This is a genomic window from Candidatus Pseudothioglobus sp. Uisw_050_01, from assembly GCF_048085775.1.
GTDB lineage: Bacteria > Pseudomonadota > Gammaproteobacteria > PS1 > Pseudothioglobaceae > Pseudothioglobus.
The window spans coordinates 775,412-798,161 of the sequence record NZ_CP159804.1 but is presented as its reverse complement, the minus strand read 5'-3'; the positions used below and the strand labels follow the sequence as shown (position 1 = coordinate 798,161).

Genomic DNA, 22,750 nt, shown 5'->3' with positions numbered 1-22,750 from the left:
TCTAGGTAAATTTTCCAATAAGTTTTAGCCTGGCAATGCCGCCATCTGGATATATATCGACACGGATATGAGTAAACACATCATTATGAAGTATGTCCGAACCTTTAAAAACATGCATTTGGTTTATCTTTAATTTTTTTCCTTCAATAAGTTTATTCCAGGTCTTACTATTTTCTTTCAAAGTTTTATCATCTTCGTCTGGTGAATTGGAAGTTGATATTGAGAAAGTATCTGGAAAATTACCTTTAAAAAATTTCGTATCAACAAAAACTTCCTCAGCAGTTGCGGGCTTAGAGAGGGCAATAATTCCCCAGTCATTTCCAGGCTTTCTTCGTCGCCTTGTTTCCCAACCATCAGCCATACTCAAAGGTTCATGCTCTTCTAAAACATTACTTAAACTTCCGAAGTGTTCATCATTTGCAAAGATCGCTTTCGCACCACTTTTTTTGGATATTACGTTCGTGCCATTAATTTCATATTTCTTCTCATCAACCCATATCTCACCATAAGCCCTGAAACGAGCAATCCCACCATCTGGAAGTAATGTAATTTTTAAATGCGTAATTGGCTTTGATGAAGCACTATTAAATAAATTTTTTGAGTCACCCTCTAGGGATTCTTTGGTAACAAGATCAAACCATTCTGTAACAGCAGTACCATCAACAACTAAGTCATCAGTAGTTCCTCCTGGCACAGAGCAACCTTGAACAGAAATTCCAGGTGCAAAATTCCCAGTAAAGTGAGTTGTATCAATATTAAAGCTATTAATAATAGATTCAGCGCCTAACCTAATAAAACAAAAGTCATTTTTCCCATCTCGCCGTCTTCGACTCTCCCAGCCATCCATCCACTTACCATTTATATCGTATTTGTCTTCAATCCAAACAGGCTCACTTGATTGAAGCATACGGCCTGAGTCTGCAAAAAATTCATCACTACAATAAACAACTTTAGTACCAAAACTTGAACTAGCAACATCAATCTGGTTATCAGACTCCATAAATCTCCTTGATTCTTAGCCACGCTATTTTATTAATCTCATCTAGAGCATTTGATCTTTCTTGATTTTTTGAATTTTCTATTCGCTCTTTGAACTGCAAAATGATGTCAGATTTATTTTTTTCTTTAACTGCCATAATAAAGGGGAAGTCAAATTTAGCAAAGTACTCCCTATTAAGCTCCTCAAAAAGCTCAATTTCAGAGTCAGAGCAATCACTTAATCCAGCAGATTTTTGTTCAGTAGTTGAGAAATCAGTAAGTTCGTTATTTTGGGCTTTTTTGCCTGCCAAGGTTGGATGAGCGACTATCAAGTTATCCTGTAAGTCAGAATCTGCATTCAGCATTATATTTGAAAGTAACTCATGAAATTTTTCTAAACTATTATATTTTTTATCAGCTAAAACCAGAGGTAACGATTTTTCTACAAACCAAGGAGTATGCTCATACAAGTTTTCAAAAGTTTTTAAAAAGGCTTCTGCAGATTGTTGCGCTAAATTTACTGGTAATTCCATCTCTTACCCTTTCTAAAAGTTCTTATACCAATGATCAGCAATTTCTCTGCGCGAGCAAAGCCAAACATTATCAAAAGTTTTAACATACTCTAAAAATCTTCTCATAGCCATAATTCTTCCAGGGCGTCCTAATATTCTCGCATGCATTCCAACTGACATCATTTTTGGACTTACCTCTCCTTCAAGATATAAAGCATCAAAAGTATCCTTTAAATAGTTAAAGAATTGGTCTCCAGAATTAAACCCCTGTGGTGAAGCAAACCTCATATCATTTACATCGAGAGTATAGGGAATAATTAAATGCTTTTTTTCAGCACCAAATTCATTTGACCAGTAAGGCAAGTCATCGTCATATGTGTCACTATCATAAAGAAACCCTCCCTCTTCCACAATCAGCCTTCTTGTATTTGGACTATTTCTTCCGGTGTACCATCCTTCTGGCCTTTTTCCTAAGTATTCTGTCAAAACAGAAATACAGTCTTTAATATGCTCTCGCTCTGTTTTTTCATCAACAAATTGATAATCTATCCATCTAAATCCATGCGCACAAATATCATAATTTTGTTCTACCAAATAATCTGCAAGTTCTCGATTACGAGCAATTGCAAGAGCCACTGCAAAGATAGTTACTGGAACATCGAATTCTTTAAAAAGGTTTAATATTCTCCAAACTCCTGCTCTTGAGCCATACTCATAAATGGACTCCATACTCATATGCCTAACGCCTTCATAAGCCTTAGCACCAACAATCTCTGAAAGGAAAGCTTCTGATGCATTGTCGCCATGCAAAATTGAGTTTTCCGCACCTTCTTCATAATTCAACACAAATTGAACTGCAATACGGGCTTTATTTGGCCATTTGGGGTGGATTGAATCCCTCCCATAGCCCACCATATTTCGGGGATAGCTTTTAAGGCTTTGAATGATTTTTTTATTCATAATAATTTTTAGCTAAGTATTTGACTACAACTATTATTTTTAAGCAAAGTACTCATAGATTTGGTATTTAAATAATTATTTAATTATATGCATAAATGTATTAATAATTATTGTAAACAATTATTTTTCACAATGAATTTAAAAATGATTATTTCTACTTGTATATTCAAGAATACTCAAACTATATAGTTAATTATTAGAGCTATAAGAAATAGATTGAAAATACATTGAAATATTTTTGACAAAGGACATCATCGAGAATAGAATATTAACAACTTGAGATTTTATTCCTATATACTTTTAATACAAAGCTTGAGTTAACAACAAAGATATTTTTAGACTATCTTTATTTTTATGATGGTTTTTGTTCTATTGAAAAATTAAGATTAACAACTAAGGAGAAGTACACAATGAAAAACACGAAACATTCACATTTTGGTGGATTTATCAAAAAAACTGGTCTAGCAATAATAGCTACAACAATTGCTTTATCAGCGTCAATTGCTCAAGCTGACATTAAGCCTGCTGTAGTTTATGATACTGCTGGTAAGAATGACAAGTCTTTTAACGAGGCGGTCTATAACGGCATCATGAGATTTGCTAATGATACTGGTATTGCTGTTACTGAGCTAGAGCCTACTAATGAAGCTATGATGGAGCAAAGTCTTAAGAAGTTTGCACAACGTGGATATAGCCCAGTTGTAGCTGTAGGTTTCACTATGGCAAATGCTGTTGCTGCAGCCGCTGCAGAGTATCCTGATACTCAGTTCACTATCATTGATGGTGTTGTAGATGCTCCAAACGTTCAAAATGTTGTTTTTAAAGAACAAGAAGGATCATTCCTTGTTGGTATTATGGCTGCTATGGCATCAAGCACAGGCACTGTAGGCTTTGTTGGTGGTATGGATATTCCATTAATTAGTCGCTTTGAGTGTGGTTATAAGCAAGGTGTTGCTCATCAAGACAGCTCAATGACTGTAATAGCTCAGATGACTGGATCAACTCCAGCTGCTTGGGGTAACCCAACTAAAGGTGGTGAAATTACTCGTAGCCAAGTTGAAAATGGTGCTGACGTAGTTTATGCTGCTGCTGGTGGAACTGGAATGGGTGTTTATCAAACTGCTGCAGACATGGGTGTATTAGCAATTGGTGTAGACTCTAACCAAAACTACATTCAACCTGGAACAATGCTTACTTCTATGTATAAGAAAGTTGGATTAGCTGCTTACGAGAGTTTCGAAGCTGCTATGAACGGCACTTGGGAAGCTGGTTTTAAAGTGAACGGTGTGGCTGAAGACGGTGTTGGCGCTGCAATGGATGAGTACAATGCAGATCTAGTTTCTGCTGAAATGCTTGCCGCAGTTGAAACTGCAAGAGCTGGAATTATTGATGGCTCTATTGTGGTCCATGACTATATGAGTGATAATACCTGCCCTTTATAAGAAGCAGTTTTTATTCTTAAAAACATCCGGCTCTAGGGCCGGATGTTTTTTTTTAAACTTTAATATGTATTTTTATAAAACTATATATTAAAGTTACAAATTCATACAACTATAATAATTACATATTTTTATATAAATATTATCTATGACTAAGTCAAACATTGCCATTGAACTGATAAATGTTGACAAACATTTTGGTGCTGTGCATGCAAATGATAAGGTCAATCTAAGCGTTAAAACTGGAACAATACACGGTATTGTTGGTGAGAATGGAGCGGGTAAATCCACTCTAATGAGTATCTTGTACGGCTTTTATCAGGCAGACTCTGGACAAATTAAAGTCTTTGATAAAGACTTTAGAGCTACCAGCTCAAAACAATCAATTGAAGCAGGAATTGGAATGGTTCACCAACATTTCATGCTGGTTGAGAATTTTACCGTTCTTGAGAATGTCATTCTTGGCAGTGAGGGTGGTGCATTAATTACAGAAAGCCTAGCAAATGCTCGAATTGAGCTGACTAGACTTGCTAAAGAATATGGATTGGAAGTTGAACTAGATATCGCCGTAGAAGAGCTCTCTGTTGGAATGCAGCAAAGAGTCGAAATCTTAAAGGGCCTTTATAAGGGCGCAAAGGTTTTAATACTTGATGAACCCACAGGAGTCTTAACGCCTCAAGAGTCTGATGAGTTATTTCGTATATTTGAAGCTCTTAAGAATGAAGGTGTTACGATTATATTAATTACTCACAAGCTTCGAGAAATTATGAATATCACAGACCATGTATCGGTCATGAGAGCGGGCAAGATGGTAGCCCACAGAGAGACAAGTAAAACCAACCCTGAAGAACTTGCAGAGTTGATGATTGGAAGAAAAGTACTACTAAATATTAAGAAGTCTAAAGCAAAAATTGGTAAGCCCCTTTTAGTTGCAAAAAATCTCGAAATAAATAATGAACAAGGATTAAAGCGCGTATCAGAAGTGAGCTTTGAGGCTTGCTCTGGTGAAATTCTCGGAATTGCAGGCGTCACCGGCAATGGTCAGGGAACACTTCTAAAAGCACTAGCTGGAATACTCCCATTAACAAAAGGCACTATCGAAATCATGGGTGAAACCATATCCCCAAAAAGTCGACTTAATCCTGAGCAATTACGAAATCTTGGTGTTGCTCATGTCCCTGAGGATCGTCAAAAAATGGGTATGATTGCTGAATTTAGTGCTAGCGAAACCGCCCTAATGGGATACCAAAATGATAAGGATCTAAATCAAGGAATTTGGCTAAAAAAATCACTAGTTAAGGCTAATTGTGCTTCCATAATGGAGGCCTTTGATGTCCGTCCACCAAATCCAAACTTGATGTCCTCAAACTTTTCAGGGGGCAATCAACAAAAACTTATTCTAGCAAGAGAATTTGAACGTGACCCAGAAGTTTTAATTATTGGTCAACCTACACGTGGTGTTGATATAGGTGCTATTGAGTTTATTAGAAAACGCATTATTCAAATGAGAGATGCTGGCAAAGCTATTGTCCTAATTTCTGTTGAGCTAGAGGAAATCATGTCTCTTAGTGACAGAATAATAGTGATGTGTGATGGAGTAATTACTGGTACTGTTAATGGTGCAGATGCAGATGAAGCAACACTCGGCATGATGATGGCCAATGCGCTTGAATCTCCAGCAGAAGTCAAGGGAGTTGAAGTATGACACGTGATAGACGATTATCATGGATAAATGGCTTATTGCTGCCTCTCTTTAATGTTTTAACTGCATTTATAGCTACCGGTATTGTTTTTCTATTTATAGGAGTCGATCCAATAGAGGCAACCAAGATATTAATCTATGGTGCACTTGGTTACGATGAAGGTCTTGGTTACACTCTGTATTACGCGACAAACTTTGTCTTTACTGGCCTTGCTGTAGCAGTTGCATTTCACGCTGGATTATTTAATATTGGAGGCGAGGGGCAGGCATATGTTGGAGGTCTTGGAACTGCGTTAGTTGCCTTATATATGAATCCTGCCCTTAGCGCATGGATTGTCATTCCTTTGGCTATCTCAGGAGGCTTGTTGTTTGGAGCATTATGGGCGATCATTCCTGCTTACTTACAGGCTTATCGTGGAAGCCACATTGTTATAACTACCATAATGTTTAACTTTATAGCCTCCTCATTAATGGTTTATGTCTTGGTCAATGTGCTACGTGAGGTTGGCGAGATGTCGCCAGAAAGTGGTGACTTTATTGAAGCCTCATGGATCCCTTTTGTGCATGATGTATTAGCAAATTTTGGTTATGAAGTTACAAGGTCACCCCTTAATATGTCGATATTTGTTGCGTTATTTTTCTCAGCTGTAGTCTGGTTTTTCCTATGGCATACTAGATGGGGCTTTGCAATTCGAGCTGCAGGAAAAAGCAATGAAGCTGCAATTTATAGTGGAATTAATCCAAAAAAAATTATTGTTGTAACCATGTGTATTTCGGGAGCACTGGCCGGCTTAGTTGGCATCAATGAACTTATGGGAGTTCAGCACCGCCTATTCTTAAATTTTAATTATGGTTATGGATTTGGTGGTATCGCGGTTGCCTTAATGGGCCGCAATCATCCAGTTGGTATTCTTATTGCAGCTTTCTTGTTTGGAATACTTTATCAGGGCGGTGCAGAATTAGACTTTGAATTACAAAACGTATCAAGGGACATTGTTGTTGTTATGCAAGGCTTAGTCATCTTGTTTTGTGGTGGCTTAGAGTATTTATATAGGCCTGTTTTAATGCGCTATTTAGCACCAGTTGAGGCATCAGAATGAGCGACTTCTTTTTAACTACTGTATTGACATTTGACGCCTCAGTTAGAATCTGTGTTCCACTTATTTTTGCTTCCATGGCTGGCTTGTTTGCTGAGCGATCAGGTGTTGTAGATATTGGTTTGGAAGGAAAGCTTTTGATGTCAGCCTTTATTGCTGCAAGTGCAGCAAGCGTTTTTGGCTCACCATGGCTTGGTTTAATTGCAGGTATGTTCGCATCCTCTGTATTAGCAATGATTCATGGCTTTGCATCCATTACCTATAAAGGTAATCAGATTGTTAGTGGAGTTGCAATAAATATCTTAGCATCTGGACTGACAATGATTCTAACGTTAGCCTGGTTTAAAAGAGGCGGCATTACGCCAACCCTTCAAAACGACGAAAGATTTCTTTCTATTACCCTTCCTGGAGTCGATATTATTGATCATATTCCTATTATTGGTGTAATTTATAGGGAGCTCATTAGTGGTCATAATATCCTGGTTTATTTAGCCTTTGTGATTGTTCCAATTGTTTGGTGGGTAGTTTACCGAACTCGATTTGGTTTACGCCTTAGAGCGGTAGGAGAAAACCCTAAAGCGGTTGATACAGCAGGATTATCAGTTGAAGGTCTGCGCTACAGAGCATTATTAGTTGGTGGTATTTTGTGTGGGATTGGTGGCGCTTATATTTCAACTGCATATACTGCACAATTCACAAAAGAGATGACTGCTGGTGCTGGCTTTATTGCTTTAGCTGCACTAATTTTTGGAAAGTGGCACCCATACAAGGTTTTAGCTGCATGCTTCTTATTTGCCTTTTTACAGGCATTATCTATTAGACTTCAAGGTGTTGTCTTTCCTATTATTGGTGAAATTCCGGTTCAATTGATCGATGCAGCCCCTTATATTTTAACTATTATTTTATTAGCAGGGTTTATTGGCAAAGCAGTTCCTCCTAAGGCATCTGCCCAACCTTATATTAAGGAGTTATAAGTATGAGTGAAGAAAGTCATATTACAGCTACTAAAAGTGCCATGAGCAAAGCCTATGTCCCTTACTCTAACTATCCTGTTGGTGTTTTAATAATAACTGACAAAGGGAATACTTATTCAGGTTGTAATGTTGAAAATGCTAGCTACCCGCTTGGAAACTGTGCTGAGGCATCTGCTATTGCATCAATGGTAATGGGTGGTGAAAAAAAAATTAAAACAATATATGTTATGACAAAGAATGATGAAGGCGGAATACCTTGTGGTGGCTGTAGACAGAGAATAAGAGAATTTTCGGATGAAAATACAAAAATTATGCTGTGCTCTCCAAGCGGAGTTCAGAGCCATATGAATCTTGCTGAATTATTACCTTATTCTTTTGGGCCGGAGCATCTGTAATGAGTCAAGTTGATGATTGTGTTGATATCATAAATCAAACAATTGCAAGCTTTAGGCCTGAAGTTGGTCTTATTCTTGGATCTGGCTTAGGTCAGTTTTGTGATAATATCAATACGATAGCTAGTCTAGATTTTGACTCACTTCCAGGCTTTCCAGTTGCCGGTGTTGGTGGCCATGCTGGAAGACTTTTATTTGGTAAAGTTGAAGATACCAATGTTGTTGTAATGCAAGGTCGAGCTCATTATTATGAGAACGGAAGAGCAGACATAATGGCTGTTGCCATTCAAACTCTTAGCGCAATAGGATGCAAAAGCCTGGTACTAACTAATGCTGCTGGAAGTTTAGTTAAAGAAGCATCGCCAGGAAGCGTTATGCTTATAACAGACCATATTAATATGACGGGAGTTTCTCCCTTGTTTGGTGCTGAAAGTAATAAGCGCTTTGTGGATATGAGTGATGCCTACAATCCTGAGCTAAATAATAATATGCGTTCTTCAGCTAAAATGAATGACATAACCCTACATGAAGGAGTTTATGCATGGTTTAGTGGGCCGCAATTTGAAACTCCTGCTGAAATTAAAGCTGTCAAAACCCTAGGCGCAGATGCTGTAGGAATGTCTACAGTTCCTGAAGTTATTTTAGCTCGCCATCAAGGGCTTCCACTATGTGCTCTTTCAGTTATTACTAATTATGCAGCAGGAATGAGCGCCACAAAACTAAGTCATGAACAAACAATTGCCTTTGCAAGTAAGGCTGCAGACACTGTCGAAAAAGTTCTAATTTCATACCTAAAGAGTCTATAGATTTTATTAAGCATCAAAGCATATGACTAAAAATATTACTAAAGCTCAAATACCTCAAAAAGATAGCAAAGTTATCTCTTATCCAAATTTAGTTGATTCAGAAAGCTTAAAGGAAAACTCTGGTGTTATTAGAAATCCAGGGACAGACTTTAGACTTGATAAAATATCAAATTTAGCGATTAATAGAAGCGCCGTTGAAAGGCGCTGCACTAATTATGGCACAAGGCGAAGTATAAAAAAAGATAAACAAGCTGCATGGCTTCTCAAAGCCATTACTTTAATGGACTTAACCACCCTTTCTGGAGACGACACAGAAGCTCGCGTTAGGCGTCTTTGCAGTAAAGCAAAACAACCTATTAGCAACAAGCTTGAAAAAATACTGGGCACTGAATCTTTAGATTTAAGTGTTGCTGCTGTTTGCGTATACCATGACATGCTTGCTTCTGCCAAAAAAGTATTGAATAATTCAAAGGTTAATTTAGCCGCGGTATCCACAGGATTTCCAGCAGGCCTCTCTCCTCTTCCATTAAGACTTAAAGAAATCGAGTATTCAGTAGATTCGGGTGCTAATGAAATTGATATAGTTATAAGCCGCCGACATGTTTTAGAAGGAAACTGGGAAGAACTGTATAACGAAGTAAAAATGTTTCGTGAAAAATGTGGCGATGCGCATATGAAAACTATTTTAGCTACGGGTGAACTTGGAAATCTTAGTAATATTGCTAAAGCTTCTCAGGTTTGCATGATGGCTGGGGCTGACTTTATTAAAACGTCTACTGGTAAAGAGCCTACTAACGCAACCCTTCCAGTAAGCTTAGTTATGGTTCGAATGATACGTAATTTTTATAATGAAACAGGCATTCGAATCGGCTTTAAAGCTGCTGGTGGAATTAGTGACACTAAAACTGCACTTTTATATATGACAATGATCCAAGAAGAGCTCGGTCGCAGATGGTTAGAGCCAGATTTATTTCGTTTTGGAGCATCTAGCTTACTCGGCGATATTGAACGCCAGTTAGACCACTTCTCTAGTGGTTATTACTCGGCATCTTATAGACATCCATTAGCATAGGACTTAACAATGACACTTTTAAAATCATTCAAAGATCTAGATTATAGCGAAGCTCTCGAAAGTGATAAAGAGGCGCATGAGTGGCTTAAACTTAATGATCACCGCTTTGGTCAGCTGATTAATGGAAAATTTATATCTAATAAAAAATCTAAATTAATTGCTAGCTTAAATCCCTCAAATGGTAAGTTACTAGCCAATATTGAAATTGCAAGTTCTGAACAGCTAGATTTAGCAGTAGAAGCTGCTAGAAAAGCACAACCCTCTTGGGAGTTACTTGGAGGCCATGGAAGAGCTAAAATTCTCTATGCCTTAGCAAGATTACTACAAAAACATTCTAGATTAATATCTGTACTTGAAACACTTGATAATGGAAAGCCAATTCGTGAAAGTCGTGATATTGATATACCTCTTGCAATAAGGCATTTTTACTACCATGCTGGCTGGGCACAACTTCAAGGCAAAGAGTTTTCTAGTTACCAGTCAATTGGTGTTGTTGCTCAGATTGTCCCATGGAACTTCCCACTATTAATGTTATCTTGGAAAATTGCTCCAGCTCTTGCTATGGGTAATACTATTGTCTTTAAGGCTGCAGAGCAAACTCCAATTTCAGCAATGTTTTTTGCGCACTTATGCGAGCAGGCAGGAGTTCCACCTGGCGTTGTCAATATGATCAATGGTGATGGAAATATTGGCGCTGAACTTGCAGCTCATAAAGACGTTGATAAAGTTGCATTTACTGGCTCAACTGCTGTTGGTCAGTCCATCAGAAAAAGTACAGCTGGACAAGGTAAAAAACTTACACTCGAACTTGGCGGAAAATCTGCATTTATTGTGTTTGAAGATGCAGATCTTGATGCTGCAGTTGAAGGCTTAGTTGATTCAATTTGGTTTAATCAAGGAGAGGTTTGTTGTGCTGGATCAAGATTATTGGTTCAGGCTGAAGTTGCTGAAGACCTTCATCTAAGAATTAAAGAAAGAATTAAACAATTACGCTTAGGCTCTCCTCTTGATAAGTCAATAGACTTAGGCAGTTTAGTTAGCAAGACCCAGTTTAATAGAGTGAATGAAATGGTCAAAGATGGCTTAAAACATGGCGGAGAAATTTATCAGGCATGTGATATTGAGTCAGAGGGTAACCTCTATCCCCCAACTCTTATTACAAATATTGATTCTAGTCACCCGTTAGCTCAAGAAGAAATTTTTGGACCTGTTTTAGTCTCAATGACTTTCCGAACTCAATCCGAAGCAGTTGAATTAGCTAACAATAGTAGATATGGATTAGCGGCAAGTATTTGGAGTGAAAATATTAATCGCACAATGGATGTTGCTCCTAAAATTAAAGCCGGTGTTGTATGGATTAATTGTCATAATCAGTTTGATGCGTCTTGTGGATTTGGCGGCGTCAAAGAGTCTGGATTTGGCCGTGAAGGTGGAAAAGAAGGTCTTTATGAGTATCTTAAGCCTAACGGTTTAAAGTCATCAAAGAAGACTACTGCTGCTTTAATTACTAAAAATCCTAAAAATAATGCTATTGACCGAACATTAAAATTTTATATTGGCGGAAAGCAGGTAAGGCCAGACGGTGGTCATAGTATTGCAACTTTCAATGCTGACGGAAGTCATGCGGTTTTCGTTGGTGCTGGTAATAGAAAGGATGTAAGAAACGCTGTAAGTGCAGCCTCAAAAGCATCATCCTGGAGCTCTCAAAGTGGTCACGGCAGAGCTCAAATTATTTATTTTCTTGCTGAAAATTTATCGGTACGCGAATCTGAATGGATTCAACGACTTATAACTCTTTGTGGGGTTTCAAAAAAACAAGCTAAAGCTGAATTTGATGAGAGCATCAGTCGACTCTTTAGTTATGCTGCCTGGGCAGATAAGTATGACGGAGCAGTTCATAGTGCGCCTTATAGGGGCGTTACAATGGCACTTCCAGAGCCCATAGGTATTCTTGCTCAAATTGCTCCTGAAGAGCTTCCATTACTTACATCAATCTCTTTAATTGCGCCGGCAATAGCTATGGGAAACCGAGTTGTTTTAATTCCTAGTGAACGATTTCCAAGTGTTGCCTTGGAGTTAGTACAAACAATTGAAACTTCAGATGTACCAGCTGGCGTTGTAAATATAGTTAGCGGTAATAAGCGTGAGCTTGCTGAGCAAATTGTTGGTCATGCAGAAGTTGACGGAACATGGTGTTGGGCGGATCAAGAGACTATTGCCTCTATTGAAGCTATTAGTGCTATTGACTTAAAACGCTTGTGGGTTCATGAAGATAGTGATCGAGATTGGCTTAATCCTGATCAGGGTGAAAGCTTAGAATTCCTTAGAAATGCAACTGAAGTGAAAAATATTTGGACTCCATATGGTGACTAATTTATGAGCACATTATTCCTTCCTCAAGAACTAATTAGAAAAAAACGTGATGGCCTTATACTGAATGACCATGAAATTGGTTTTTTAGTTCAAGGAATTACTGATGGCAGTTTGACGGATGCTCAGTTAGGCGCATTTGCAATGGCAGTTTTTAAATGTGGCATGACTATGGATGAGCGCGTTAGTTTAACTCAGCACATGATGTACTCAGGAGATACGCTTCAGTGGCAAGACCTTAACTTAGATGGTCCAGTAGTAGATAAGCATTCAACTGGCGGTGTAGGAGACAAGATAAGTTTAATATTGGCTCCAATAGTTGCTGCTTGTGGAGGCTATGTGCCAATGATTTCTGGTCGCGGCTTGGGACATACGGGTGGCACACTAGATAAGCTTGAAAGCATTCCAGGATATAATGGAACTCCTGATAATACAAAATTTAGAATGCTTGTTAAGGAAGTTGGCTGCGCTATTATTGGGCAAACTACCAAACTTGCTCCAGCAGACCAGCGTTTTTATGCCACTAGAGACGTCACCGCAACAGTTGAGTCAATTGACCTTATTACCGCGTCAATTCTATCAAAAAAACTAGCCTCTGGACTTGATGCCCTTGTAATGGACATTAAAACTGGTAATGGTGCATTTGCTGCAAACTATTCAATGGCGCAAGAATTAGCCCAAAGTATTGCCAATGTATCAAGTAAATCTGGCGTGCCAACTAGCTGCTTAATCACAGATATGAGTCAGGTTCTTGGTCATAGCGTAGGCAATGCTATAGAAGTCAAAGAGTGTATAAATTTTTTAATCAAACCTGAAAATGCTAACCACAGACTACTTGAGCTTACCATTGAATTAGCAGCTCATATGTTGCAGCTAAGCGGTATTGAAAGTGACCTTGAGACTGCTCGAGTGAAATCTCAAGATGCACTAACGTCTGGCAAGGCCGCTGCAATATTTGAACAAATGATTTCTGCTCTTGGTGGGCCAAGTGATTTACTAGAAAAGTCTCACAAACACTTAGTCCCTATGCCCATTATTAGGCCTATAGCAGCAAACTCTTCTGGATATGTTTTGGAAATGGATGCGCGCGCTATTGGTCTTAGTATGATACATTTGAAAGCTGGCAGGACTAGATCTAGCGACCCAATAGATCATGGCGTTGGATTAAGTGATATTGTTGAAATTGGTCAATGGATTGATAAAGGTGAGCCACTTGCAATTGCACATACGCGCGATAAAGAACAATTGAGCTATCTCCAAGAAACTATTCCTGGATTTATTTCATTAGGAGTTAAACATATAGAGCCGCCAACACTAATCCATGAAATACTAGACTCAAATTAGAAGGTTTATAGATGAAAAGATCAATTATTTTAGTTTTAGATTCTTTAGGTTTAGGTTCAACTAAGGACTCACATCTTTACGGTGATACAGGGGCAGATACTTTAGGTCATATTATTGAGTCTTGTGATTCTAATAGTGCTAATAATTCTGAGCGAAATGGCCCCCTAGTTATTCCTAACTTGATTCGATGGGGTCTAGGGGAGGCTGCAATTGCAAGCCGTAAAAAGCCCTTGCCAATTCCTCGAGTTGAGCCTCAGGGCGCTTTTGGTTATGCGAAAGAAGTTAGCGCAGGTAAGGACACTCCGAGTGGTCACTGGGAGATTTGTGGTCTGCCAGTTCCTTTTGAATGGGGAACATTTCCAAAAACTGAAAACTGCTTTCCTGAATCACTCCTTCTTAGCCTTATAGAGGAAGGAAAAATAGGTGGGACACTTGCAAACCAACATGCATCAGGCACTCAAGTAATTGAAGAGTTTGGTCAAGAGCATATAGATAGTGGATTTCCTATTTGTTATACCTCGGCTGACTCAGTATTTCAAATTGCTGCCCATGAAGAGCATTTTGGATTAGATAGGCTCTATGAATTATGCACCATCGCAAAACGCTTGGTTGATCCACTAGAAATTACAAGAGTAATCGCAAGGCCATTTACTGGGAACTCTAAAGATGGCTTTGAGCGAACTGCTAATCGAAAAGACCTTACTACGCCGCCAAATGGCCCAACACTGTTAGACAACATTCAAGATGGTGGTGGAGATGTTATTTCAGTTGGGAAAATTGGAGATATTTTTTCTAATCAAGGAGTCAGCTATACCGTTAAGGCAGCTAATAATATGGGCTTGGTTGATCAATTATTATCTGAAATGAAAAAAGTTAATGAAGGACTAATCTTTGTAAATCTAGTTGATTTTGATACCAAATTTGGTCATCGACGTGACGTTGCAGGTTATGCTCTAGCACTCGAGCAATTTGATGCCCGAATACCTGAAATTGAGGCGCAACTAACCAGCAACGATCTAGTGCTAATAACAGCAGATCATGGCTGCGACCCTACATGGCCTGGAAATGATCACACCCGTGAACATGTTCCAGTTGTTTTTTATGGAAAATTAATAAAGAACAATAACTTAGGAGAGCGAGAAAGCTTCTGTGATATGGGACAAACTATTGCTCAACACCTTGAAATAGAGCCTTTACTTCATGGTAAAGCTTGTAACTTAAGTTAATTAATATGCAAGATCAAATTCAAATGCTTCCCAAAGTTGAGCTTCATAGCCACTTAGAAGGAACTATTAATCCTAAATTATTTCATGAAATTGCCATACGTAATAACGTTGATTTTGATAAAAATATATTTGATGAAGATGGTGGTTATGCCTGGACTGACTTTCCAAGCTTTCTTAACGCTTATGACTCAGTAAGTTCATGCCTTAAAAATGCTAAAGATTACAGAGATATTATGTATGAATATCTTAAAGACTGCTCATCACAAAATGTAATATATGCTGAGACCTTTATATCTCCTGATCACGCTAGTGATTGCGGTATTAGCTATAATGACTTGATTAGAGGGTGCGCAAAAGGAATAGATGATGCGCAGTTAGATTTCGGTATTATTGGGCGAATTATTGTAACTTGCGTACGGCATTTAGGGCCTCAAAAAGGGGTTGATGTTGCACAAAAAATGGTTGATAACCCCCATTCTTATGTTGTTGGGTTTGGTATGGGCGGCGATGAAAATGCATTCAAATTAATTGATTTTGCCCCTGCTTTTAATATTGCAGCTAAAGCTAACTATCCTTGCACAGTTCATGCCGGTGAAATATGCGGCCCAGAAAGTGTTTGGGATGCCATAAATTATTTACCCGTTAGTAGAATTGGTCATGGCGTTAGAAGCGTGGAAGATGAACATCTACTAGATGTTCTAAAAAATCGTAATATAGCCTTAGAGATTTGTCCTGGAAGTAATCTAGCTCTTTCGATATACCCTAGTTGGGAGAGTCATCCAATCAAACTCATTATGTCTAAAGGGATAAGTGTGAGCCTTAATTCAGATGATCCACCATTTTTTCATACTAGCGTTGGTCAAGAATATCAAGGATGTGCTGATCAACTTGGCTTTGAAATTAAGCACCTTAAATCTATCTCAACAATGGCTATTCAGTCTTCTTTTGCAGACCCTGAGACAAAATTACACCTCCTTAGTAAAATTTCACAGTCTTAATTAAGAAAAAATAGAATTCTATAAATATAAATGATGAAACCTCTATAAAATTTCAAATAAGAAAGATGCTTTATAATTCATTCAAGTCACATTATTTAAATAATAACTAATAATAAAAATGTCTCTATCAAAAAAATACATCACAGCTGACGAGTTGCTACTTGACTCTTTTAGGTTGGGAGTTCAAATACACAATAGTGGTTTCAAACCTGACTTTATTGTTGGAGTTTGGCGAGGTGGAACGCCAGTTGGTATAGCCATTCAAGAGATTCTTGGGTATTTGGGTAATGAATCTGATCATATTGCGATTCGAACTTCATCATACTACGGCATTAATGAACAATCAAAAGAGGTTAGGGTTCATGGTATCGACTATCTAATCAGTCATATGAATGCTGAAGACAAGCTTCTTATTGTTGATGATGTCTTTGACTCGGGGAGAAGTATTAAAGCTATCTTAGATACTCTGAATGAAAAATCTAGAAAAAATATACCGCATGATATTCGCATGGCTATGCCTTGGTACAAGCCTTTAAGAAACATAATAGATACTGTGCCAGATTACTATATTCATGAGACTGATGATTGGCTAGTTTTTCCTCATGAGATGGATGGACTTTCAGAACAAGAAATCTTTGAAAATAAGAAAGATATGAAAGAAATCTTATCTCACGTTAAAGTTAAGTAAATCTTCCAAGGTATCAAAATTTAGAAGGCCGATTTAATAACGTCCCACAACCCATAAAATATGGCAAGCCATATTAAGCCCTTTATTAGAAAAAATAGAAAAGGCAAAATAATAAGCATCCACTTATTTTTAATTCGTTTTTTAAGAAACTTAATCATGAAAATGACAAGCAACCTCATGATTGCTTGATACCTGTTTAAACTCAGGCTTTTCTATTGCACAAATATCTTGAGCTTTTTGACACCTTGTTCTAAAAACACAACCTGAGGGTGGATCTACTGGTGATGGTAAGTCACCTTCTATTAATATTATTTTTTTACTTTTCTCAATACTTGGGTCAGGAATAGGAACTGCAGAAATAAGAGCCTGGGTATAGGGATGTCTTGGCTTAGTATAAATATCATTACTATTTGCAAGTTCAACCATATTGCCCAAATAAAGAACCATAATCTTAGTACTGATGTGCTTGACAATACTTAAATCATGAGCAATAAATATTAAAGTTAAATCCATTTCTTCTTGTAAATCCATCAAGAGATTAACGACTTGAGCCTGAATTGAGACGTCAAGTGCAGATACTGGCTCATCACAGATAATAAGCTTTGGTTTTAAAATTAAAGCTCTTGCAATACCAATTCGCTGACACTGTCCGCCCGAAAACTCATGAGGGTAACGATTCACTAAATTATCCAATAAACCAACTTTATTCATTACGTCTTTAACTCTCTCTTTTACATCAGCCTCTGGAGTTTTAGGGTAATGTGTTCTTAATGGCTCTGCAATAATTTCACCAATATTCATTCTAGGATTTAGACTTGCAAGAGGGTCTTGAAAAATCATTTGAATTTGTTTACGGTGCTGCCTCATTTCAGACTTGTTTAGAGTTAACAAGTCATTCCCAAACCAAATTACTTTTCCTGAATCAGCGGGTACCATTTTAACAATTGCTCTCGCCAAAGTAGACTTTCCACAACCTGACTCCCCTACTATGCCAAGGGTTTCACCTGAATTTAAATCAAACGAAACGTTATTTACTGCCTGTAATTTCTTGGCCTTAGTCCATGGCATATCCCCTTCTGAGGAAACATCAAAATTTACTTTTAAATTCTGAACCTGGAGAATTTTATGCTCACTCATAATGTGTCCTCTATGGCAACGTGACAAGCTCTATAGTGATCATTATTAACTTTAGTTAGGATAGGAGTTTGCGAGGAGCATGTAGTATTTGCAAATTTACAGCGCGGTGAAAATGGACAGCCAACTGGAGTTAGCATCATATTCGGAGGGTTTCCAGGAATTGTCACTAATCTATCTGCTGAGTCATCAAGCCTTGGCACCGCGCTCATTAAACCTTGAGTGTAAGGATGCGTAGCATTAGAGTAGAGATGCTCTGTTTTACCTATCTCCATTACTTCTCCTCCGTACATAACAAGCATCTCATCACTATTTCCAGCTACAACTCCAAGATCATGAGTAATTAAAATAATTGACATGCCAAATTCTTTTTGAATATCAGCTAGCAATTGCATAATTTGAGCCTGCACAGTAACATCTAAAGCAGTCGTTGGTTCATCAGCGATTAGAAGCTTAGGATGACAAAGTAGGGACATTGCAATCATTACGCGCTGGCGCATTCCTCCTGAAAACTCATGTGGATACATCCTTATGCGATTTTTAGCGTCTGGAATTTTAACAGCATCGAGCATATTGATTGATTGCTGAATAGCATCCGACTTTGAGACCCCTTGATGGTGGACAAGTACTTCAGCCATTTGCTCTGAAACTCTTACATAGGGATTAAGACTGGTCATTGGATCTTGAAAAATCATTGCAATTTTTTGAGCCCGAACAAGGTTGAGCTCTTTGCTAGGAAGGTTAAGAATCTCTTTGCCTTCAAATTTAACGCTACCACTTGCCCTGCCATTGTGATCAAGGAGGCCGTTCATAGCAAAAACAGTTTGACTTTTTCCGCTTCCAGATTCACCAACTATCGCTAAAATTTTTCCCTCATCAAGTGAAAAGCTAACATTGTTAACTGCACTTACTATGCCATCCGCAGTATCAAACTCTACTTTTAAATTGTTTACTTCTAAAAAGCTCATAGTAGTTTATCGATCCTTTGGGTCAAGCGCATCACGCAAGCCATCTCCAATAAAATAAAAGCAGAATAAGCTGACAACAAAAAATGCCAAAGGAAATAGAAGTTGCCATTCAGTATCGTAGCGAATTGTTCCAGCACCTTCTTTAATTAAAGCACCCCAACTTGTTGATGGCTCCTGCACTCCTAGACCCAAAAAGGATATAAAACTTTCTGCTAATATTATTCCAGGTACTAAAAGAGTCGCATATACCGCAACAATACCTAGAAGGTTAGGAACAATATGACGCGTTATAATTTTAAAGTCACTAACCCCAGTTACCCTTGCAGCTTCAATAAATTCTTTATTTTTAAGATTAAGGGTTTGCCCCCTAACAATTCGGCTCATATCTAACCATGATAGTAGGCCAATTCCTATAAAAAGCATTCCAATTGAGCGGCCAAATACAACCAACAAAAGTATTAAAACAAACATGTACGGAATTGACATCAAAATGTCAACAATACGCATCATTATTTGATCAGTCTTACCTCCTAAATAACCAGAAGTAGCGCCATATAAGGTGCCCACAAAAACAGCTACTGTTGCTCCTAAGAAGCCAACCATTAGGGAGATTTGTGTTCCTTGTATTACTCTTGAGTACAAATCTCGACCTAGATCATCGGTCCCAAAAAAATGTCCACTTTCAATTGATGGCATCCCAACTCTGGCTGCAGAGCCCATTGCATTCCAGTCAATCTTCTCATAACTCCAAACAGCAAAATATGGCCCAATAAACGAAAAGAGTACTATCGCTGCAAGAATAAACAGGCTAACAGTTGCAGCCTTGTTTTGCATAAATCTTATTCGTGCATCCTTCCATAATGAACGGCCAGTTCCAGAATCAGAAAGATTATCCGCCATCTCTTTTATCTTATTTTTATTTATTGCAATCATTTTTTAGTATCTAATCTTAGGATCAACCCAGGCGTACAAAAGATCTGCGATTAAGCTAAATAAAATTGTAAGGCCGCCCACCACAATAGTTATTCCCATCATTACTGAGTAGTCTCTATTAAAGGCTGAATTAACAAAAAAGTAGCCCATGCCGCCAGTTGAAAAATACATATCAATGATTACAGATCCTGTTATTAATCCAACAAATGCTGGGCCAAGGTATGAAATTACTGGAAGAAGGGAGGGTTTTAATACATGACGAAAGAATATTATTTTTGTTGGAAGTCCTTTAGATTTTGCTGTTCTAATGTAATTCGTATTTAGAACCTCCAGCATGGATGAACGAGTTATTCGAGCAATAGATGCCATATAGCTTGTTGAAAGCGCAATGACTGGCATTATAAGGTACTGCCACGATCCTCCATTCCAGCCACCACCAGGTAGCCAATCAAGCCATAAGGTAAAGACGATAATTAGTAATGGCGCCATTACAAAATTTGGGAGCACTTGCGCGCCAATTGATACACCTACTGCTAAGTAATCAATCCAAGTGTTTTTACGTATTGCAGCAATTGCGCCTAATGGTATACCAACTCCAACAGCAACAATAAATGACCAAAAACCGTACTTCAAAGTAATTGGAAAACCTTGTGCAATAATTTCGTTTACACTTCTGTCATGATATTTGTAGGAGGGTCCAAAATCAAATTCAGTTAAAACTCCCCATAGATAACTAAACATCTGTCGCCAAATTGGCTGATCTAGGCCATATTTTGCCTCAATATTTGCAAGTACTTGGGGTGGCAATGGTCTTTCCGATGTAAATGGCCCACCAGGAGCTGCATGCATTAAGTAAAAACTAACTGCAATAAGAACAAGCAGAGTCGGAATAGCAATTCCAATTCGCTTAACTATGTAGTTGATCATATCCGAAATTGACCAGAAAAAATTTAATGAATTATTGTACCGTACAAATAAAAAAGCACCGCACAATATCTGTGCGATGCTCTTAGAGTCAAACTAACTATTACTGCGCAATCTTATACAAATTGCGAGAATATACGTTTTGTTCAACGTTGTTATAAGGCCAACCTTTTACGTTAGTCTTAAGCATAAATACACCAGCGTAATGATAAATAGGAATCACCGGCATTTCATTTGCCAAGATCTCTTCAATGCGCGTGTAATTACCTGATGCATCAGACATTGTCCTTGCATCTAACATAAGCTGATCTACCTCAGCATTACTATACTTACCATCATTGTAACCAGAAGGAGTAGTAAGAAGGTCTAGGAAAGTAGACGCTTCATTGTAGTCACCACACCAAGCTCCACGTGCAAGTTCAAAACCTTGACCGCCACGAGTTTTAAGGAATGTTTTCCACTCTTGATTAGCAAGTGTAGCTTCAACACCAAGTGTTTCTTTCCACATTTGCTGGGCTGCAATTGCAATCTTCTTATGACCTTCAGAAGTATTATATAAATATTCAAACTTCAAAGGATTACTTGGTCCATAACCAGCTTCACTTAACAATTCAACTGCTTTAGCGTTTCTCTCATCTTGTGTCATACGACCAAATGCAACTGAAGGAACGTCAAATCCAGCTGTCGCTCCAGGAGTAAATGTGAATGCATTAATTTGTCCAGCTTGTAAGATTTTTTCAGTAATAACTGAGCGATCTATAGCATAGGCTAGAGCATGACGAACACGCACATCTTTAAATGCTTCAGGGCCACTAGGTGACATATTAAAAGTCATGTAGTAGTTACAAAGTCTTGGAAAAGAAGTTGCTTGATTAGGATAGTCCTGTTTCAGGCGAATATACTGACCTGAAGGCACAGTTCCTTTGTCAAGTTCATTGGCTAAATAACGAGTCAAATCTGTATTCTCATCATTTATAACTAATCCAACAACTTTATCAAGAATTGTTGCATCGTTATTCCAATACATAGTGTTACGCTCACGTACTGATCGCTCATTAGGAATATGCTCAGTTAAAATATATGCACCATTAGATACAATATTTTCAGGCTTAGTCCAATCATTACCAGATGTTCTAACTACCCACTCAGGGCTTGGAAAAGTTGAGCTATGCGTAGTCATTGCAGCAAAATAAGGCAATGAAGCTGTTAAGCGAACCTCAAGAGTATGATTATCTAGAGCAGTAACTCCAAGAGTTTCAGGTGAAGCGTCGCCAGATAATACAGCTCCGACATTTTCAATAGCCATAATTTCAGCAAACCATGAGTAAGGTGAGGCTGTAGCAGGATCTGCTAAACGCCTCCATGAGTATACAAAGTCGTGCGCGGTAACTGGATTACCATCTGACCACATTGCATTGTCACGAAGCGTAAATGTATAGACATCTTTTGCATCATTTGTTGTAAAGCCAGTCGCAACACCTGGAACAAGATTTCCATCTGCATCTTGATTCATCAGGCCTTCAAAAAGGTCACGAACAATATCAGCTCCTGAGACATCCTCAACGATTTGAGGGTCAGCAGAACTAAATTCATCTAACAAACTGTATGTAAATGTCTGATCATCAGCAAGGGTTTCACCTGTTACTGGGTGAGTTGCTGCAAACACTGAGGCTGAAGCAAAAGACACCAATACAAATCCGACTGCCAAAGACTTAGGCAAATAATTCATATTTTTTCTCCTTAATATTAAAAAAATAAAAAAATCCGTCATAATGAAATGAGGACTAATGAAAGTTTATACTTATTTATATTAATATTGAGATTTTTTATGAATTATTTCACTATTAGAAACGTTTAAAAAGTTTTATAGCTTTTTCATCACCAATTGAATCCACTGAAATTTGTGAGCCACCTGAGGTTATATAAATAGGTTTTTTTCCTCTTAACATTTTATTCCAACTTTTAAGTGAGCCAAGAATAGCCTCACCTCGACTAATAAATTTAGAGTCAGTCTCTGAATTCATTGCTGATGGGATTGAGTCAAGCCTCATTGATCCAAGAATGGAATATTTAGCAATTCCAAAAGAATATATAAATGATACAACAGTAATCAAAATTATTAGTGGCGAGCCAATCTTTCGCCACTTAATCCAAAGCAAGATTGAAGTACAAACAAAAAAACATAGACCTGCCCAAAGAGCTGACTGACTTAATAACATTAGTTATCCAAAGA

Annotated in this window: 21 protein-coding genes; 12 read left to right on the top strand and 9 right to left on the bottom strand. The window is 38.0% G+C overall.

All coding sequences use genetic code 11. The features are described from left to right. Position 1: 1 nt before the first annotated feature. From alc to puuE, 3 genes are read right to left on the bottom strand one after another with little or no spacing between them, the layout of a single operon-like run. Positions 2-1,000: an allantoicase gene (alc, locus tag ABXT51_RS03985; protein ID WP_416696219.1), complete on the bottom strand. Its 999-nt coding sequence runs from the start codon at positions 998-1,000 to the stop codon at positions 2-4. Further along, positions 990-1,511 carry a 2-oxo-4-hydroxy-4-carboxy-5-ureidoimidazoline decarboxylase gene (gene uraD / locus ABXT51_RS03980; protein WP_416679369.1) on the bottom strand — a complete coding sequence of 174 codons (522 nt, stop codon included), beginning with the start codon at positions 1,509-1,511 and terminating at the stop codon, positions 990-992. The genes alc and uraD overlap by 11 nt, the downstream gene beginning before the upstream one ends. A 12-nt stretch (positions 1,512-1,523) precedes the next feature. Next, the gene (gene puuE, locus ABXT51_RS03975) at positions 1,524-2,450 is read right to left on the bottom strand and encodes an allantoinase PuuE (protein WP_416679366.1); all 927 of its coding nucleotides are present in this window, start codon (positions 2,448-2,450) and stop codon (positions 1,524-1,526) included. 410 nt (positions 2,451-2,860) lie between these two features. Here puuE and ABXT51_RS03970 point away from each other — a divergent pair, with 410 nt between their 5' ends. From ABXT51_RS03970 to ABXT51_RS03915, 12 genes are all read left to right on the top strand, one after another. Beyond that, positions 2,861-3,892: a BMP family lipoprotein gene (locus ABXT51_RS03970; RefSeq protein ID WP_416679364.1), complete on the top strand. Its 1,032-nt coding sequence runs from the start codon at positions 2,861-2,863 to the stop codon at positions 3,890-3,892. Between the two features lie 145 nt (positions 3,893-4,037). Beyond that, a complete protein-coding gene (locus ABXT51_RS03965; RefSeq protein ID WP_416679363.1) occupies positions 4,038-5,594 on the top strand; it encodes an ABC transporter ATP-binding protein in 1,557 nt (518 codons plus the stop codon). Beyond that, positions 5,591-6,691 carry an ABC transporter permease gene (locus ABXT51_RS03960; protein ID WP_271556264.1) on the top strand — a complete coding sequence of 367 codons (1,101 nt, stop codon included), beginning with the start codon at positions 5,591-5,593 and terminating at the stop codon, positions 6,689-6,691. The genes ABXT51_RS03965 and ABXT51_RS03960 overlap by 4 nt, the downstream gene beginning before the upstream one ends. Continuing rightward, positions 6,688-7,662 (top strand): ABC transporter permease, encoded by a 975-nt coding sequence (locus tag ABXT51_RS03955; RefSeq protein ID WP_271556266.1) that lies wholly within the window; start codon positions 6,688-6,690, stop codon positions 7,660-7,662. The genes ABXT51_RS03960 and ABXT51_RS03955 overlap by 4 nt, the downstream gene beginning before the upstream one ends. 2 nt (positions 7,663-7,664) lie before the next feature. Beyond that, on the top strand, positions 7,665-8,057 hold the full coding sequence (gene cdd, locus ABXT51_RS03950) for a cytidine deaminase (protein WP_271556268.1): 393 nt from the start codon (positions 7,665-7,667) through the stop codon (positions 8,055-8,057). Further along, complete coding sequence (locus ABXT51_RS03945) at positions 8,057-8,860, top strand: purine-nucleoside phosphorylase (protein ID WP_416696218.1); 804 nt, start codon at positions 8,057-8,059, stop codon at positions 8,858-8,860. The genes cdd and ABXT51_RS03945 overlap by 1 nt, the downstream gene beginning before the upstream one ends. 22 nt (positions 8,861-8,882) lie before the next feature. Next, positions 8,883-9,932: a deoxyribose-phosphate aldolase gene (gene deoC / locus ABXT51_RS03940; protein WP_416679358.1), complete on the top strand. Its 1,050-nt coding sequence runs from the start codon at positions 8,883-8,885 to the stop codon at positions 9,930-9,932. 9 nt (positions 9,933-9,941) lie between these two features. Beyond that, the gene (locus ABXT51_RS03935; RefSeq protein WP_416696217.1) at positions 9,942-12,305 is read left to right on the top strand and encodes an aldehyde dehydrogenase family protein; all 2,364 of its coding nucleotides are present in this window, start codon (positions 9,942-9,944) and stop codon (positions 12,303-12,305) included. A gap of 3 nt (positions 12,306-12,308) precedes the next feature. Beyond that, complete coding sequence (gene deoA, locus ABXT51_RS03930) at positions 12,309-13,646, top strand: thymidine phosphorylase (RefSeq protein ID WP_416696216.1); 1,338 nt, start codon at positions 12,309-12,311, stop codon at positions 13,644-13,646. Between the two features lie 11 nt (positions 13,647-13,657). Further along, positions 13,658-14,872: a phosphopentomutase gene (locus tag ABXT51_RS03925; protein WP_416696215.1), complete on the top strand. Its 1,215-nt coding sequence runs from the start codon at positions 13,658-13,660 to the stop codon at positions 14,870-14,872. Positions 14,873-14,877: 5 nt separating this feature from the next. Continuing rightward, positions 14,878-15,870, top strand: coding sequence for an adenosine deaminase (add, locus tag ABXT51_RS03920; protein WP_416696214.1), 993 nt, complete (start codon positions 14,878-14,880; stop codon positions 15,868-15,870). Positions 15,871-15,988: 118 nt separating this feature from the next. Beyond that, positions 15,989-16,558, top strand: a complete 570-nt coding sequence (locus tag ABXT51_RS03915; protein ID WP_271540905.1) for a phosphoribosyltransferase — start codon at positions 15,989-15,991, stop codon at positions 16,556-16,558. 150 nt (positions 16,559-16,708) lie between these two features. Here ABXT51_RS03915 and oppF read toward each other — a convergent pair whose 3' ends face one another. The 6 genes from oppF to ABXT51_RS03885 form a co-directional block, all read right to left on the bottom strand. After that, positions 16,709-17,695: a murein tripeptide/oligopeptide ABC transporter ATP binding protein OppF gene (gene oppF / locus ABXT51_RS03910; RefSeq protein WP_416696213.1), complete on the bottom strand. Its 987-nt coding sequence runs from the start codon at positions 17,693-17,695 to the stop codon at positions 16,709-16,711. Next, positions 17,692-18,660 carry an oligopeptide/dipeptide ABC transporter ATP-binding protein gene (locus ABXT51_RS03905; protein ID WP_416696212.1) on the bottom strand — a complete coding sequence of 323 codons (969 nt, stop codon included), beginning with the start codon at positions 18,658-18,660 and terminating at the stop codon, positions 17,692-17,694. The genes oppF and ABXT51_RS03905 overlap by 4 nt, the downstream gene beginning before the upstream one ends. Before the next feature lie 6 nt (positions 18,661-18,666). Beyond that, positions 18,667-19,593 carry an ABC transporter permease subunit gene (locus tag ABXT51_RS03900; RefSeq protein ID WP_271558526.1) on the bottom strand — a complete coding sequence of 309 codons (927 nt, stop codon included), beginning with the start codon at positions 19,591-19,593 and terminating at the stop codon, positions 18,667-18,669. Positions 19,594-19,596: 3 nt separating this feature from the next. After that, positions 19,597-20,520 (bottom strand): oligopeptide ABC transporter permease OppB, encoded by a 924-nt coding sequence (gene oppB, locus ABXT51_RS03895; protein WP_271556285.1) that lies wholly within the window; start codon positions 20,518-20,520, stop codon positions 19,597-19,599. 100 nt (positions 20,521-20,620) lie between these two features. Beyond that, positions 20,621-22,246, bottom strand: a complete 1,626-nt coding sequence (locus ABXT51_RS03890; protein WP_416696211.1) for a peptide ABC transporter substrate-binding protein — start codon at positions 22,244-22,246, stop codon at positions 20,621-20,623. A 115-nt stretch (positions 22,247-22,361) separates the two neighbouring features. Continuing rightward, positions 22,362-22,736: a hypothetical protein gene (locus ABXT51_RS03885; RefSeq protein ID WP_416696210.1), complete on the bottom strand. Its 375-nt coding sequence runs from the start codon at positions 22,734-22,736 to the stop codon at positions 22,362-22,364. Between the last annotated feature and the right edge of the window lie 14 nt (positions 22,737-22,750).